Here is a 13,861-nt window from a genome sequence, read left to right as displayed (position 1 = left end):
CAAGTGAACATGAGAGAATCCAAGGTCATGCCTGGCTTCTCCGATCGCCTCGCCGCTCAGGCCGAGGCCCGGAAAGCCCTCCTGGCGAAGTTCAAGCCGAAGCCCGCGGTGCCCGCCGCAGAAGGCGCATTCGAAACCACCGCCCAGAAAAAGGCCCGCGAACTCGAGGAAGTGCGTGCGAAGCGCGCCGCCGAGAAGGAAGCCGCCCGCCTCGCCAAGGAGAAGGCCGAGGAAGAGCGCCGCCTCGCAATCGAGAACGACGAAGAGCTGATGCTTCAGCTGAAGCGCGAAGAGCGCAAGGCCCGCAAGGCCGCCGAGAAGGAAGCTGCTCGCCTCAAGCGTGAGATGAAGGCCCAGATGCGGCGGACCGGCTAATCCCCGGTCGAGCCGGTCACGCGCCGGCTCAATTCGCCGTAGTAGCCCTGGATCAACAGCTCGACGGCCTCGCCACGCGCCTCGGCCTCGAAGGCCAGGTCCTTGGCCATCTGCACCGCGGCAGACCTTGAGAGGTCGCCGGCGAGAGGCTGTCCGTCCCTGAAGACGGTCCAGTCCCGGTCCTTCTGCGCCACAGCGTACTGCACCATGTCGGCCTCCCGCACCCGCTCAGCGCGTCAGTACGGTGAAGGTTCCCGAGGCCCGCCAGATCCGGTCACAATTCGACGGGGCGACCGTGCGGCGTGTGCAGGTAGGCGTTCTTCCAAGCCGCCTTGCGCGAGATGAGCTCATCGGTGGCGGCCAGCTTGCGCCCTGTCACCAGACCCTCCAGCGCCGCGACCCAGTGTTCGTAGTAGCGTGAGCCGTCGTCCTCGGGATCGCGCTTGAGCTCCGTCGACAGCGCGTCGGCCCATTCCGTCCAGGTGAAGGCGCCGCCCTCATGCAGTTTCAGGGTCAGGGCGAAGGCCTGCGCCTGCCAGGGCTCGGCGAAGACCGGCCCCTCGGCGTCGCGCGGCAGCCGCGGAAGGTTCAGGACGTCAGGCGCGCTCAAGGTAGGGCTCCCACAGATCGAGCCGGACGCTGTCGCGGGCCGGAGCCTCGGGGCCCCACAGCTCGCGCGCCTCGAACCGGACGCAATAGAGGTGGTGCGGATCCTCTCCGTGGCCGTGGGCGTGGCGATCGGGGAAGACGTGGCCGCCATGCAGCCGGTCGATCACGCCGACGCGGCCGCGCACGTACCGGGGCAGGCGGGTGTGGCCGGGCGGGTTCATCACCCTGGCGCGGACACGGTCGCCCACGGCGAACGCCGCGGGCGGCACGTCGCGAACGTACGAATAGGGGCTGGTGAGAGCGGCGTGGACGCTGGCGGCCGGCCGGAACGGCGTCGACTTCGGCGCGCCCGGCGCCGCGCGGCCCGACGCCAGCTCGTCTGCGGTGATGTAGCCCGCTTCCAGCAGCAACTGCTCCACCCGGGCCAGCCACTTCTCGTAGTAGCTCATGCGCAGGTAGTCGGCCGGAGGCATCCGTTCGATCTTGTGCCGTCCGGCGTCGATGTTGCCGCGGGTCGGCGAGGCGAGGTTCAGAGCGTGGACGCGCCCCTCCCAGGCATGATGGAAGGCGATCCCCTCGGGCTCGGGCGTGATGGGACCCATGCCGTGCATCCCGCCCATGTCGTGCACGCCGTTCACAGCCGCGCCGTCCCGATCATGCCGTCGCGGGTCACCAGGTCGGCGAGCTCGGCCTCCGACAGCCCCTCGGTCCCGGCCGGCCGCTCGGGGATCACCAGGTAGCGGACCTCGGCGGTGGAATCCCAGACGCTGACCTCGACGTCGTCAGGCAGTTCGGTCCCGAAGTCCGCCAGCACGCCGCGCGGATCGATGACGGCGCGCGCGCGGTAGGGCGCCGACTTGTACCAGACCGGCGGCAGCCCCAGCACTGGCCACGGGTAGCAGGAGCACAGGGTGCAGACGACGAGGTTGTGGGTTGTCGGCGTGTTCTCGACCGCGATCATGTGCTCGCCCTGCCGGCCGGTGAATCCGAGCTCGGCGATGGCTGCGGTGGCGTCGGCGCGCAGCCGTTCCAGGTAGGCCTGGTCGCTCCAGGCCTTGGCGACCACCCGGGCGCCGTTTCGCGGGCCCACCTTGTGCTCGTAGTGATCGACGATCGCATCCAGCGCCGCCGGGTCGACAAGCCCCTTCTCGATCAGGAGGGACTCCAGCGCCTTCACCCGCAGCGCGATGTCCGAGGGCGGCTCCTGCTCATGGTCGTGGTCGTGGTCGTGATGATCGTGCGCCATGACCGACAAGGTGGCCCAACCCGGCGCTGGGGTGAAGACCGCGCGTGACCCCGATGCGATCCGCTGCAATGCTGGCCGGGCAGGAGGCGTGCATGGTCGAACCCCACCTCATCTACTTCGCCGACCCGATGTGCTCGTGGTGCTACGGCTTCTCGCCGGTCATCGAGCAGGTGCGTCAGGCCTACGGCCGCGCTCTGCCGATCCGCGTGGTGATGGGCGGCCTGCGCCCGGGAACCGACAAGCCGATGACCGACAAGGCCAAGACCGAGATCGCCGGGCACTGGTATCACGTCCACGAGGCCTCGGGCCTGCCGTTCGATGCGGCGGTCCTCCAGCGCGAGGGCTTCATCTACGACACCGACCCGGCCGCCCGCGCCGTGGTCGTGGTCCGCCGCGAGGGCGAGGAACTGGCCCTTCGCTACCTGGCCGCCGCCCAGCGCGCGTTCTACGCCGAGAACCGCGACGTGACCTCGGGCGAGGTGCTGGCTGACCTGGCCGCCGAGTTCGGGCTGGACCGCGCAGCGTTCCTGGCGGCTTGGTCCACCGAAGAGGCCAAGAGCGAGACCTGGCGCGACTACGCCATGTCCCAACGCGCCGGGGTCACGGGCTTTCCGACCCTGGTGGGCGGTCCCAACGATCAAGGCGTCTACGGCGTCGTGACCCGCGGCTATGCCCCGCCCGAGCAGGTGCTGGCGGTGCTGCGCGACTGGATATCGGGCATCGCCGCCTAGGTTCGCAGCGAACGATATGCTCGTCACCGACACGAAGGCCGTCGGCGCGAAGAGGCTGCTCTCTCTATCGGCGACGGCGATGGGCGCGATGGTCCAGATCCTGGGCTTTGCGGGCGTCGGGGCGGCTCTGCGCCGCCGCGCCGTCGTGGTCGCCTGATCGGTTCGGGTGGTGTTCCTGGCGGGAGCGCCACCCTGCCGCCTTGCGCCGGGGCGCGGGGCACGCGATATCGGGAGGGAGAGCGCGGGCCTGTTGTCGCCCGCCACGAAAGAGGACTTCCCATGCGCGATCCCGTGACCACCGCCCTTGGCCTCGTGCCGATGGTCGTCGAGCAGACGAGCCGTGGCGAGCGCGCCTACGATATCTTCTCGCGCCTGCTGAAGGACCGGATCATCTTCCTGGCCGGTCCCGTCGAAGACGGCATGGCCAGCCTGATCTGCGCCCAGCTGCTGCACCTCGAGGCCGAGAACCCCAAGAAAGAGATCCAGATGTACATCAACTCGCCGGGCGGCGTGGTGACGTCGGGCCTCGCGATCTACGACACCATGCAATACATCAAGAGCCCGGTGATCACGCTCTGCCTGGGCATGGCGGCCTCGATGGGCTCGTTCCTGTTGATGGCGGGCGAGAAGGGCCAGCGCATCGCCCTGCCGAACAGCCGCATCATGGTTCACCAGCCCTCGGGCGGTTACTCGGGCAAGGCGCAGGACATCCGTCGCCACGCCGAGGACATCCTGAAGACCAAGCGCCGGCTCAACGAGATCTACGCCAAGCACACCGGCCAGCCGATCGAAGTGGTCGAAGAGACCCTCGACCGCGACCACTTCATGACCGCCGCCGAGGCCCGCGACTGGGGCCTGGTGGACCACGTCTGGGAAAAGCGCGACGGCGACGACGAATAGTCACAGGTTTCGCATCCGCGAATTCAGGGCGTCGGCGAGAGCCGGCGCCCTTTTCGTTTGCGCCGGATCGTTTCACGTTCGGCCCGGGGAGTATGGGGTCGGGGCTTGCGGATATTCTACGTCACCCAGGGCGTGCACCGGACGGGCGGACAGCTGGTCAACCTGGATCACGTCGCGGCGCTGCGCGTGCGGGGCTACGACGCCCGCTTCCTGTTCGTCCGGACGGACGGGACGCCACCCGAGACGTTTCCGGCAGGCTATGACGCGCCCTGGCAGGCCGGGGTCGATGGGCTGACTTCGGAGGACGTCGTCGTCGTGGGCGAGATGTTCGGCGCCGGGGCCCAGGCGGTGATGTCCACGCCGGCCCGCAAACTCATTCACAACCAGGGCCCGTACTACAGCTTCATGGCCTTCTCCGATCTGGACGCCATGCGTCGCTGGGGGGCCGAGGCGATGATCCTGCCCAGCCATTTCGCAGCCGGAATGTTGATGCAGATGGGCTGGGACCGTCCGGCCCATGTGGTGCGTCCGGCGCTCGATCCGGTCTTTGCCGCCGCAGCGGGCGGGCCGCGTGAGCTGCGAATCGCCATGATCCCCAATCGACGCCCACAGGAGTGGCGTCTGATCCGCGGCGCGCTGCGGTCCCGGCGTCCCGATCTCGCCGGGATCCCGTGGATCGAGATCAAGGGCCTGCCGCGCGCCGAGGTCGCCCGGGTCATGGCCGGCAGCGAGATCTTCCTGGCCACCGGCCTGCTGGAGGGACTGGGCCTGCCGCCGCTCGAGGCGATGGCGACCCGCGCCCTGGTGGTCGGCTTCCACGGCGGGGGCGGGCGCGAGTACGCCACGCCGGAGAATGGCGACTGGTTCGATGACGATGGTCACCTGGATGTCGCCGAGACCCTGGCCCGCCGGATTGACGAGCTGAGGGCCGGCGAGACGTTCGAGACCCGGCGGGCGGCGGGTCAGGCGACCGCGTCGGCCTTCAGCCGGGCTGCGTTCGAGGCGGACCTTGCGGCGGCCTGGGCCGCGATCGCCGGCCCGCCCTGAGCGGCCTTCAAGGCCGCGTCTCCGTCAGGGCCGGCCGGTGAACACGCGATAGTAGGGCTCGTCGGCCATCGCCAGCATCTCGGTGTCGCCCGAGGTGTCGCCATAGGCGGCCCGCACCCGCAGATCGCCATAGGCCGCGCGAATCCGCGCCACCTTCTCATCCGCCCGGCAGTTGGGAGAGGCGAAGACTCCGGTCACCCGGTCGCGATCGTCGAACGCCAGCTGGGTGCCCAGGAGGTCGTCGGCGCCCAGGCCCCGGGCGAACGGCGCCACCACGATGTCGGGCGACGCGGTGACGATGATCAGCCGCACCCGCTCCTTGCGCCACCGCTTCCAGGCGATCACGGCGTCGGGCCGCAGCAGGCTGCGCGAAAGTTCGGCGAATCGGCGCGCGTCGGTCTCCAGCTGGGCGCGCGACACGCCGCCCAGGTAGATCCTCGTGGCCGCCGCCTTGATACGCCCACGATCGTGGTCGACCAGGTAGCGGACGCTCGCGGGGATCAGTCGCAGCAGGCCCAGCCACCATTTTACAGCTGGCGTCCGCCATTTGAGGAACGCCGTGTAGCTGTCGCGCACTGTAAGGGTGCCATCGAAATCGAAGGCGACGATGGGCCGTTCGGGACCGTCCGGAATGTCCGTGTCGTCGACGTCACGCTCTTGTGCCATTTCGGCGTGTTTCCCATTTGGTAAGGCGAGGCGCCCAAGGTTCCGGCTCCGCGCCACACATTGTCGCTCCGGTGAGCGAAGGCTTGTGATCCCGGCGCGGATCGGGGAATGTCAAGACTTGGACAACCCGCGGCGCGTATCCTGCAAGGCTAGGGCGCCACATGCCCGGGTCGAGGCGATCCAGAACACCGGCCCGCCTCGTCGAAAGAGTGAGATGAGACCATGACCAAGGCCGCCAGCGGAGATTCGAAGAGCACCCTGTATTGCTCTTTCTGCGGCAAGAGCCAGCACGAAGTCCGCAAGCTGATTGCGGGTCCGACCGTGTTCATCTGCGATGAATGCGTGGAACTGTGCATGGACATCATCCGCGAGGAGCACAAGATCTCCTTCGTGAAGTCCAAGGACGGCGTGCCGACTCCCAAGGAGATCCGCGAGGTCCTCGACGATTACGTGATCGGCCAGGACCACGCCAAGAAGGTCCTCTCGGTTGCGGTCCACAACCACTACAAGCGGCTGAACCACGCGACGAAGAACAACGACGTCGAACTGGGCAAGGCCAACATCCTGCTGATCGGCCCTACCGGCACCGGCAAGACGCTGCTGGCCCAGACGCTGGCCCGAATCATCGACGTGCCGTTCACCGTCGCCGATGCGACGACGCTCACCGAAGCCGGTTATGTCGGCGAGGACGTCGAGAACATCATCCTCAAGCTGCTCCAGTCGGCCGACTACAATGTCGAGCGGGCCCAGCGCGGCATCGTCTACATCGACGAAGTCGACAAGATCAGCCGCAAGTCGGACAACCCGTCCATCACTCGCGATGTGTCGGGCGAGGGCGTCCAGCAGGCGCTGCTGAAGATCATGGAAGGCACCGTCGCCTCCGTGCCGCCGCAGGGCGGGCGCAAGCATCCGCAGCAGGAGTTCCTGCAGGTCGACACCACCAACATCCTCTTCATCTGCGGCGGCGCGTTCGCGGGACTGGAGAAGATCATCTCGGCGCGCGGCCAGGGCACGTCCGTGGGCTTCGGCGCCAAGGTCTCCGACCCGGACGCTCGCCGGACGGGCGAGATCTTCCGTCAGGTGGAGCCCGATGACCTGCTCCGCTTCGGCCTGATCCCCGAGTTCATCGGCCGTCTGCCGGTGATCGCCACCCTGGACGACCTGGACGAGAAGGCCCTGGTGAAGATCCTCACCGAGCCCAAGAACGCCTTCGTGAAGCAGTACGTCCGGCTCTTCGAGATGGAGAACGTGGGCCTCACCTTCACCGACGACGCGCTGAACGCGGTGGCCCGCAAGGCCATCCAGCGCAAGACCGGCGCCCGCGGCCTGCGCTCGATCCTGGAGGGCGTGCTGCTCGACACCATGTACGAGCTGCCCACCTACGACGGCGTCGAAGAGGTGGTGGTGAACCAGGAGGTCATCGAGGGCCGCGCCCAGCCGCTGATCATCTACGCCGAACGCCGCGACAAGGGCGGCGCGGCCTAGGCGTTTCTGCGAACGGAAATCGAAGGGCCCCGCAGGCGACTGCGGGGCCCTTGTCGTTTATGGATCGGCCGGGGAGGGCCCAATGCGCCGACTGATGATCGTTGCCGTCGCCGCGAGCCTGGGTATGGCTCAGCCGGTCCTGGCCGCCGATCCTGCCCCGTCGGCCTCGCTGGCCAGGGGCTGCACGGCCAAGGCGGCCAAGGCCGCCGAGCCGGCGGAGGTCGCGGCCAACCCCGCCGAGTTCGCGGGCAAGTGCGTCAGCCTGGAGGGGTGGTGGCGCGACATCGCCCTCTATCCCAGCCGGGCCGAGGCCGCGCAGACCGACGCGCTCTCCATCGTGATCCTCGATCAGCGCCGTGTAGGTCTCTACCTGCCCAAGGCGCAGCTTGATGCCGCGCCTCAGACGGCGCCCCGGCTGGTGAGGGTCGTCGGCCGGGTAGGCGGCGCCTGCGCCACGGTGGCGGCCGAGGTTCGCGACAAGGACGACGGCTACTGTCACTACAAGCCCGGCGTCTGGCTGGCGGTCGCCAGCGTCACGCCGAAGTAGCGCGACATGAGCCTCATCCGCGCCCTCGATCACATCAACATCCGCACCGCCGACCTTGCGGCGACCAAGGCATTCCTGGTCGACGTCCTGGGCCTCGCTGAGGGCTGGCGGCCGCCGTTCCCGTTCCCGGGCGCCTGGCTCTACGCGGGCGACAAGGACGTCGTGCACCTGGTTCAGGTCGACAAGCCCGCCGCCGATAGCGCCGGCTCGTCGCTGGATCACTTCGCCTTCGACATCGCCGACTACGACGACGCCCTGGCGCGGATCGAGAAGACCGGCCTGCCGTTCCGCGCCACGGCCACGCCCGGAACTTCAGTGCGGCAGATCTTCGTCCGCGACCCCAACGGCGTGACCATCGAGCTCAACTGGAAGGGCCCGACGCCGCGGGGCTGAAGACGCGGGTCAGCCGATCCAGAGTCCGCCCCGACGCCGGCGCCCGCTCTTCCTAGCGCCGCAGCTTCGCCCGCTTCTCCAGATGCCAGATGCTCTCGCTCAGCTCGTCCAGCTTCTTGGACAACAGCGCGTGGGTGTCAGCGAGGCCCTGGTTGTAGACGTGCGGCCCGATGGTCTCGATGATGAAGTCGAGGAGGAAGTGGGCGTCGAATCCCGTCACCTCCACGTCGTGCTCGTCCTTGAGATACCGCGACAGCGCCACGGCCAGGGCGTCGCGGGTGTCCTTGGGGAGTTCGATCTTCGACATGCGGAGGCCACGATGGCGGCTGTGCTCTACGGCATCAAGAACTGCGACACGATGAAGAAGGCCTGGACCTGGCTGGACCAGCACGGCGTCGCCTACGACTTCCACGACTACAAGAAGGCCGGCATCGACCGCGCCACCCTGGAAGGCTGGGTGCGGCAGCTGGGCTGGGAGGTCCTGCTGAACCGCGCCGGGACCACGTTCAAGAAGTTGCCCGACGCCGACAGGCAGGGGATCGACGCGGCCAAGGCCATTGACCTGATGCTGGCCCAGCCCTCGATGATCAAACGCCCGGTGCTGGACCGAGGCGGCAAGCTTACGGTGGGCTTCAAGCCCGAGGTCTATGCGGCCCTGTCAGACTAGCCGGCCTCGGTCTCCAGCGTCGGGAAGTCCGTGTAGCCCCGCGCGCCGCCGCCGTAGTAGCTGCGGGGGTCGGCCACGTGCAGCGGGGCGTTGCGGCGCAGGCGCTCGACCAGGTCGGGGTTGCCGATGAACGGGCGGCCGAAGGCGATCATGTCGGCGGTGTCGGCCGCGCGGGCGGCGATGGCCAGGTCGCGGTCGTACATGTTGTTGGCGATCGTCACGCCCTTGAACAGCCGCCGCAGCTTCTGCAGGTCGAACGAGGGCTCGGCCGTGCGCGAGATGCCCGTGTCGCCCTCGACCATGTCGAGCCAGCCCACCTTCAGGTCGTTCAGCCGCTCCACGACATAGGTGAAGAGGGGTTCGGGATCTGAGTCCCAGGCCTGGTAGGCGTGGCCGATGGGCGCCAGCCGCACGGCCGTCCGCTCCGGCCCCCACACGCCGATGATCGCCTCCAGAACCTCGACCAGCAGCCGGGCGCGGTTTTCGATGGAGCCGCCGTAGGCGTCGGTGCGCTTGTTGGTCATGTCGCGCAGGAAGGCGTCGATCAGGTAGCTGTGGGCCGCGTGCAGCTCGACGCCGTCGAACCCTGCCGCCTTGGCGCGCACGGCAGCGGCGCGGAACATCCCGACGATCCCCGGCATCTCGTCGAGGCGCAGCGCCCGGGCTTCCTCGTAGTCGTGGGGGCCCGACAGCGTGAAGATTTGCCCCGGCTGGCGGTAGGCCGAGGGTGCGATCGGCGGCTCGCCGCCGCCGAGCGAGGAATGGCTGAGCCGCCCGGCATGCCAGAGCTGGCTGAAGATCACCCCGCCCTTGGCGTGGACCGCGTCGGTCACCTGCCGCCAGCCGGCGATCTGGTCGTCGTTCCACAGGCCGGGGATGTTGGGCCCGCCGCGCCCGCCCGGCGCCACCGGCGTCGCTTCGGTGATCAGGAGGCCCGCCGAGGCGCGCTGGGCGTAGTACAGCGCCTGCAGCTCTCCCGCCTCGCCGGCGTCGTTCGAACGGGTCCGGGTCAGCGGCGACAGCGCGATGCGGTTCTGCAGCCTGAGGCCGTTGAACTCGCAGGGGTCGAACAGGTCGGTCATCCGGGGCTCCATCGTCACCGCGCGACGTTGGCCGGCCCGACGCCGCGTCAGTCCAGTGCGTCGGCCGCCGCATCCGATCGCCCGGGCGGCGGCGACTAGGGGGTGATGCGCGGTCGGAGAAGGCTCCGCCGCCGGGTCGGAGCGACGCAAGATGGAAGACTTCTTCTCGAGTTACTGGTGGCTGCTGTTTCCCCTGGCCTTCTTCGTGTTCGGGGCCTGGGACCGCTGGCTGTCCTACAAGCGCAGCCAGGATCGGCTGGACCTCCTGCGCAGCTACACCAACCAGGGCAAGGACCCGCCTCCGGAACTGCTGCGCGCGCTGCAGGACGAGGAGGATGACGAAGACGACCTCATGTATGGCCGTCTCGGCCGTCGCACCGCGCGCCGCATGCGCCGCCGCTACTGGCGCTACACGCCCTATTGGGCCTGGCGCACGGCGATCATCACCGGCGCAGTGGCGGCGGGCTTCTGGTTCGCTTCGGAGTACGCCGATATCCCCGGCGTCGACTGGCCGTTCCGGCTGGTCGCGATCATCATGACCTGCGTCGCTGCGGGGCATCTGGTGGCCGCCATCTTCACCTCGACCTTCCGGAGCCGATGAGCCCCGAAGGCCTCGATAACGAGCTGGTCGAGGCCGCTAGAGCCGGCTCGACCGCCGCCTTCGCGCGCCTGGTGGAACGCCATCAGGCGCCGTTGCGCGCCTTCCTGCGGCGCACCTGCGGGAACTGGGCCCAGGCGGACGATCTGGCTCAGGAGACGTTCCTGGCGGCCTGGTCCGCGATCGGAAAGCTGGAGTCCGGGGCCAGCGTCCGGGCCTGGCTGTGCGGCATCGGCTACAACAAGCACCTGAGCGCGACGCGCAGCGCCGGGCGCAGCCGCGCCCGCGAGGCCAGCTACGAGGCCCATCGCCCCGCGTCCGCCCGCCCGCTCTCTGACGAACGCCTGGCGCTCGAGGCGGCGCTCGCGGAACTGCCGCCGGACCAGCGGGCCTGCGTGGCCCTGTGCCTGGCGGCCGATTTCAGCCACGCGGAGGCGGCGCAGGCCCTTGGCCTCCCGCTGGGTACGGTAAAGAGTCATGTCACGCGCGGCCGCACGCGGCTGCTGCAGGTTTTGGGAGGCTCCGATGACGGAAGCTGACGCGCGGCTGAAGACCCTCTTCGCCGAGGACGAACCGCCGGTTCGCGACCCCGCGTTCTCCACGGCCGTGATGGCCGAGGTGGCGCGCCGCCGCTTCGTGGCGGATGTGGGCTTGTTGGCGGTCGTGGCGGCGGCTGGCGGGTTCGTGCTGTGGGCGGCCTGGCCGGCGCTCTCGCCGCTGCTGACCACCACCTCTGCGGGGCTGGTCCCGGTGATGGCCTGCCTGACGCTGGCGGTCACTGCGGTGGCCGTGCTCGACGGGCGCCTGGTCCCGGGCGGCTTCCGGAATCATGACTAAGGTTTCATGCGCGGGTCTGCATCTGTCGGGCGTCGCCCGCGCCTCTAACCATCAGAAAGGGCGGAAAACCGCTCACCTGGAGAGGACTGCATCGAGATGGAAATTCTGATCCCCCTGGGCTTCTTCGCGATGATCGCCGCGCTGGTGATCGTCCCGCGCTACTTCAAGAGCATGGAACGGCAGCGGATGGCCGAGACCCTCAAGGTCGCCATCGAAAAGGGCCAGCCCCTGCCCACCGAGATCATCGACGCCATGTCGTCGAACGTGCGCACGCCCGGCCTGCCGCCGTCGCCGCAGCGCGACCTGCGCACCGGCATCATCTGGCTGGGCATCGGCGTGGGTCTGGCCGCCATGGGCGCGGCCGTCAGCTTCGAGGAAGCCGACGCGCTGTACCCGATCCTGGGCATCGCCGCGTTCCCGATCTTCATCGGCCTGGCCTTCGTCGCCCTGGCCACGCTCAACAAGACGAAGCCCTAAGCGCGCGATCGGGGGAAGATGCCCATGTCGGGCGCAACGATCTCGACCTACGCCAGTCTGCACGACGTGGAGCTTTGCGCCCACGCCGCGGCGGGCGAGCGGCGCGCCTTCGGGGAGCTGGTGCGTCGTCACGGCTCCGCGATCCGCGGTCTGCTGCGCCGCATGGGCGCGCAGGGCGCCGAAGCCGACGATGTCGCCCAGGACGCCCTCCTGGCGGCGTTCGAGCGGATCGCCGAGTTCCGCGGGGAGGGGACCTTCGCGGGGTGGGTGAAACGCATCGCGGCGCGGCAATACCTGCGCCGGCTGCAGCGCGAGAAGCGGCTGGCCGAGCTGGCGGTCGAAGGAACGGATGACGAGGCCGACGCCACGGCCGGGGACGCCGACCACCGCATCGACCTGGACGAGGCCCTGAAGGTCCTCAGCCCGGCCGAGCGGCTCTGCGTGTCCATGTGCTACGGCGCGGGTCTTTCTCATGGGGAGGCGGCTGAGGCCTTGAACCTGCCGCTTGGAACGGTCAAATCCCATGTCAAACGTGGTCTGGAAAAGCTCCGAGCGCGACTGGCGCCGGCCGAAAGCGCGACTGCTGAAGGGAGGCGGAGCAATGGCTGAACTCGATTTCGAGCGGCGTCTGGAACGCCTCTTCATGGACGCGCCGGAACTCCCGGACGCGGCCGCCTTCGCCCAGCGCATCGAGCGCAAGCTGGACCGCGGCTGGAACATGCGCCGCTGGCTGATCGGTGCCGCGGGCCTGACCGGCGGTGTGATCGGCGCCAGCCAGCTGTTCATGTCCAACCTGTTCGAGCGCGTCGAGACGGCGGAGCAGTCGGCCCGGCTGGTCGGTCAGGGCCTTTCGCGCGTTTCCCCCTCGACCGACATGGTGTCGGCCCTTTCGGGCGGCTATGGCGTGTGGGTCGCCGTCGCCCTGGCGCTGGCGGCCATGGCCTATTTCGCATCGCGGCTGATCGAGGAAATGTAATTTGTCGAGCCATCGGGAAGCGCCGGTCCGTCGTGTCGCTGCGCCGGATATCCTGGCGCGCAAGAGCGGGACGCCCATCGTCTGCCTCACCGCCTACACCGCCCCGATGGCCGAGCTGCTGGACGAGCACTGCGACCTGCTGCTGGTGGGCGACAGCGTCGGCATGGTGGTCCATGGCCTGCCCAACACCGTCGGCGTCACGCTGGACATGATGATCCTGCACGGCCAGGCGGTCATGCGCGGATCGCGTCGGGCCATGGTCGTCGTCGACCTGCCGTTCGGCAGCTACGAAGGCTCGGCCGAGGTCGCCTACGACAACGCCGCCCGAGTCATGAAGGAAACCGGCTGCAGCGCCGTAAAGGTCGAGGCCGGTCCCACGGTGGCGGCCAACATCGAGTACATGGTCCGCCGGGGCATCCCGGTGATGGGCCACGTGGGCCTGCGGCCCCAGGCGGTGATGGTTGAGGGCGGCTTCAAGGCCAAGGGCAAGGGTGGCGAGGAGCGCCGGCTTATCCTGGAAGAGGCGCGCGCCGCCGCCGACGCCGGCGCCTTCGCCGTGGTGGTCGAGGGCGTGGCCGAGGGCCTGGCCCGCGAGATCACCCAGGACATCGCCGTGCCCACCATCGGCATCGGCGCCTCGGCCGGCTGCGACGGTCAGATCCTGGTCACCGACGACATGCTGGGCCTGTTCGACTGGACGCCCAAGTTCGTCCGGCGCTATGGCGACATCCGCGGCGAGATCGCAAAGGCGGTGGCGGCCTACGCCGAAGACGTCCGCAATCGCACCTTCCCGGGCCCCGCCGAGATCTACTACGCCAAGGCGGGGTAGGGCTCCCGAAGCCCTGAACCCCCCTCATCCCATCCCCAAGAACGCCATGGCCGGGCCCGTCCCGGCCACCCAGATACGAGGCGCTGGCCGCAAGGCGCACCGCATCACCGCCGCGTCCTCTCCGGAAACGGCGGCGCTTCTGGGTGGCCGGGACAAGCCCGGCCATGACGTTCCAAAAAAGTGGAACGAAGAGCGCTTCTACGACCGTTTCTGTCGTACCCCCATGTTCCACTCGCGATCATGTCCGAGCCCGCGCCCGACATCTTCGAAGAGGACCAATTGCTGGCCCAGACGGCCCGCATGGACTTCGCCTTCGCCCGCCACGTGCAGCAGAAGGCGCTCGCCACCGAAGAGGTGGCCGAACTCTCCGACCTGGCCCGCGCCTACACCCGGCTC

23 protein-coding genes are annotated in these 13,861 nt (G+C 68.9%); 16 read left to right on the top strand and 7 right to left on the bottom strand.

The window, feature by feature from the left end; genetic code table 11:
• The first annotated feature begins 9 nt into the window (after window positions 1–9).
• A complete protein-coding gene (locus EPN98_RS01890) occupies window positions 10–375 on the top strand; it encodes a DUF6481 family protein (protein ID WP_293359504.1) in 366 nt (121 codons plus the stop codon).
• On the opposite strand, the gene EPN98_RS01885 is transcribed toward EPN98_RS01890, so the two are convergent.
• From EPN98_RS01885 to nthA, 4 genes are all read right to left on the bottom strand, one after another.
• Window positions 372–584: a hypothetical protein gene (locus EPN98_RS01885; protein WP_293359501.1), complete on the bottom strand. Its 213-nt coding sequence runs from the start codon at window positions 582–584 to the stop codon at window positions 372–374. The two genes, EPN98_RS01890 and EPN98_RS01885, sit on opposite strands and share 4 nt — an antisense overlap.
• A gap of 65 nt (window positions 585–649) precedes the next feature.
• Window positions 650–985 (bottom strand): nitrile hydratase accessory protein, encoded by a 336-nt coding sequence (locus EPN98_RS01880; RefSeq protein ID WP_293359498.1) that lies wholly within the window; start codon window positions 983–985, stop codon window positions 650–652.
• On the bottom strand, window positions 972–1,622 hold the full coding sequence (nthB, locus tag EPN98_RS01875; protein WP_293359495.1) for a nitrile hydratase subunit beta: 651 nt from the start codon (window positions 1,620–1,622) through the stop codon (window positions 972–974). The genes EPN98_RS01880 and nthB overlap by 14 nt, the downstream gene beginning before the upstream one ends.
• Window positions 1,619–2,230: a nitrile hydratase subunit alpha gene (nthA, locus tag EPN98_RS01870; protein WP_293359492.1), complete on the bottom strand. Its 612-nt coding sequence runs from the start codon at window positions 2,228–2,230 to the stop codon at window positions 1,619–1,621. The genes nthB and nthA overlap by 4 nt, the downstream gene beginning before the upstream one ends.
• Window positions 2,231–2,322: 92 nt before the next feature.
• Here nthA and EPN98_RS01865 point away from each other — a divergent pair, with 92 nt between their 5' ends.
• The 4 genes from EPN98_RS01865 (at window position 2,323) to EPN98_RS01850 (ending at window position 4,908) form a co-directional block, all read left to right on the top strand.
• Window positions 2,323–2,961, top strand: coding sequence for a DsbA family protein (locus EPN98_RS01865; RefSeq protein WP_293359490.1), 639 nt, complete (start codon window positions 2,323–2,325; stop codon window positions 2,959–2,961).
• Window positions 2,962–2,977: 16 nt separating this feature from the next.
• Window positions 2,978–3,118 (top strand): hypothetical protein, encoded by a 141-nt coding sequence (locus tag EPN98_RS01860; protein ID WP_293359488.1) that lies wholly within the window; start codon window positions 2,978–2,980, stop codon window positions 3,116–3,118.
• A 122-nt stretch (window positions 3,119–3,240) separates the two neighbouring features.
• Window positions 3,241–3,861, top strand: a complete 621-nt coding sequence (locus EPN98_RS01855; protein ID WP_293359485.1) for an ATP-dependent Clp protease proteolytic subunit — start codon at window positions 3,241–3,243, stop codon at window positions 3,859–3,861.
• A 105-nt stretch (window positions 3,862–3,966) separates the two neighbouring features.
• Complete coding sequence (locus EPN98_RS01850; RefSeq protein ID WP_293359482.1) at window positions 3,967–4,908, top strand: glycosyltransferase; 942 nt, start codon at window positions 3,967–3,969, stop codon at window positions 4,906–4,908.
• Between the two features lie 24 nt (window positions 4,909–4,932).
• Here the strand turns inward: EPN98_RS01850 and EPN98_RS01845 are convergent, their stop codons facing one another.
• Window positions 4,933–5,574 carry an HAD-IB family hydrolase gene (locus EPN98_RS01845; protein ID WP_293359479.1) on the bottom strand — a complete coding sequence of 214 codons (642 nt, stop codon included), beginning with the start codon at window positions 5,572–5,574 and terminating at the stop codon, window positions 4,933–4,935.
• 222 nt (window positions 5,575–5,796) lie between these two features.
• Between EPN98_RS01845 and clpX the strand changes: the two genes are divergently transcribed.
• The 3 genes from clpX to EPN98_RS01830 all read left to right on the top strand — a co-directional run bounded on the left by clpX (window position 5,797) and on the right by EPN98_RS01830 (window position 7,999).
• Window positions 5,797–7,059 carry an ATP-dependent Clp protease ATP-binding subunit ClpX gene (gene clpX / locus EPN98_RS01840; RefSeq protein ID WP_293359476.1) on the top strand — a complete coding sequence of 421 codons (1,263 nt, stop codon included), beginning with the start codon at window positions 5,797–5,799 and terminating at the stop codon, window positions 7,057–7,059.
• 82 nt (window positions 7,060–7,141) lie between these two features.
• A complete protein-coding gene (locus tag EPN98_RS01835; protein WP_293359474.1) occupies window positions 7,142–7,606 on the top strand; it encodes a hypothetical protein in 465 nt (154 codons plus the stop codon).
• A 6-nt stretch (window positions 7,607–7,612) separates the two neighbouring features.
• Window positions 7,613–7,999: a VOC family protein gene (locus tag EPN98_RS01830; protein ID WP_293359472.1), complete on the top strand. Its 387-nt coding sequence runs from the start codon at window positions 7,613–7,615 to the stop codon at window positions 7,997–7,999.
• A 52-nt stretch (window positions 8,000–8,051) separates the two neighbouring features.
• On the opposite strand, the gene EPN98_RS01825 is transcribed toward EPN98_RS01830, so the two are convergent.
• On the bottom strand, window positions 8,052–8,306 hold the full coding sequence (locus tag EPN98_RS01825; RefSeq protein ID WP_293359469.1) for a DUF2164 domain-containing protein: 255 nt from the start codon (window positions 8,304–8,306) through the stop codon (window positions 8,052–8,054).
• A gap of 12 nt (window positions 8,307–8,318) precedes the next feature.
• Between EPN98_RS01825 and EPN98_RS01820 the strand changes: the two genes are divergently transcribed.
• Window positions 8,319–8,666: an ArsC family reductase gene (locus tag EPN98_RS01820; protein WP_293359466.1), complete on the top strand. Its 348-nt coding sequence runs from the start codon at window positions 8,319–8,321 to the stop codon at window positions 8,664–8,666.
• On the opposite strand, the gene EPN98_RS01815 is transcribed toward EPN98_RS01820, so the two are convergent.
• The gene (locus EPN98_RS01815) at window positions 8,663–9,748 is read right to left on the bottom strand and encodes an alkene reductase (RefSeq protein WP_293359463.1); all 1,086 of its coding nucleotides are present in this window, start codon (window positions 9,746–9,748) and stop codon (window positions 8,663–8,665) included. The genes EPN98_RS01820 and EPN98_RS01815 overlap by 4 nt on opposite strands.
• 151 nt (window positions 9,749–9,899) lie before the next feature.
• Between EPN98_RS01815 and EPN98_RS01810 the strand changes: the two genes are divergently transcribed.
• The 7 genes from EPN98_RS01810 to panB all read left to right on the top strand — a co-directional run bounded on the left by EPN98_RS01810 (window position 9,900) and on the right by panB (window position 13,465).
• Window positions 9,900–10,349, top strand: coding sequence for a hypothetical protein (locus EPN98_RS01810; RefSeq protein ID WP_293359460.1), 450 nt, complete (start codon window positions 9,900–9,902; stop codon window positions 10,347–10,349).
• Complete coding sequence (locus EPN98_RS01805) at window positions 10,346–10,885, top strand: RNA polymerase sigma factor (RefSeq protein ID WP_293359458.1); 540 nt, start codon at window positions 10,346–10,348, stop codon at window positions 10,883–10,885. The genes EPN98_RS01810 and EPN98_RS01805 overlap by 4 nt, the downstream gene beginning before the upstream one ends.
• Window positions 10,872–11,183, top strand: coding sequence for a hypothetical protein (locus EPN98_RS01800; protein ID WP_293359455.1), 312 nt, complete (start codon window positions 10,872–10,874; stop codon window positions 11,181–11,183). The genes EPN98_RS01805 and EPN98_RS01800 overlap by 14 nt, the downstream gene beginning before the upstream one ends.
• A 96-nt stretch (window positions 11,184–11,279) precedes the next feature.
• A complete protein-coding gene (locus EPN98_RS01795) occupies window positions 11,280–11,660 on the top strand; it encodes a DUF6249 domain-containing protein (protein ID WP_293359452.1) in 381 nt (126 codons plus the stop codon).
• Between the two features lie 24 nt (window positions 11,661–11,684).
• A complete protein-coding gene (locus tag EPN98_RS01790) occupies window positions 11,685–12,269 on the top strand; it encodes a sigma-70 family RNA polymerase sigma factor (protein ID WP_293359450.1) in 585 nt (194 codons plus the stop codon).
• Window positions 12,262–12,636 (top strand): hypothetical protein, encoded by a 375-nt coding sequence (locus EPN98_RS01785; RefSeq protein ID WP_293359448.1) that lies wholly within the window; start codon window positions 12,262–12,264, stop codon window positions 12,634–12,636. The genes EPN98_RS01790 and EPN98_RS01785 overlap by 8 nt, the downstream gene beginning before the upstream one ends.
• Window position 12,637: 1 nt before the next feature.
• Entirely contained in the window at window positions 12,638–13,465 is an 828-nt protein-coding gene (panB, locus tag EPN98_RS01780) for a 3-methyl-2-oxobutanoate hydroxymethyltransferase (protein ID WP_293359445.1), read from the top strand.
• Window positions 13,466–13,861: the final 396 nt, after the last annotated feature.

Source organism: Phenylobacterium sp. (assembly GCF_004299445.1).
In the GTDB taxonomy this organism is placed as follows: Bacteria; Pseudomonadota; Alphaproteobacteria; order Caulobacterales; family Caulobacteraceae; genus Phenylobacterium.
The sequence above is the reverse complement of the archived record's forward strand: the minus strand, read 5'-3'. Positions and strand labels throughout refer to the sequence as shown.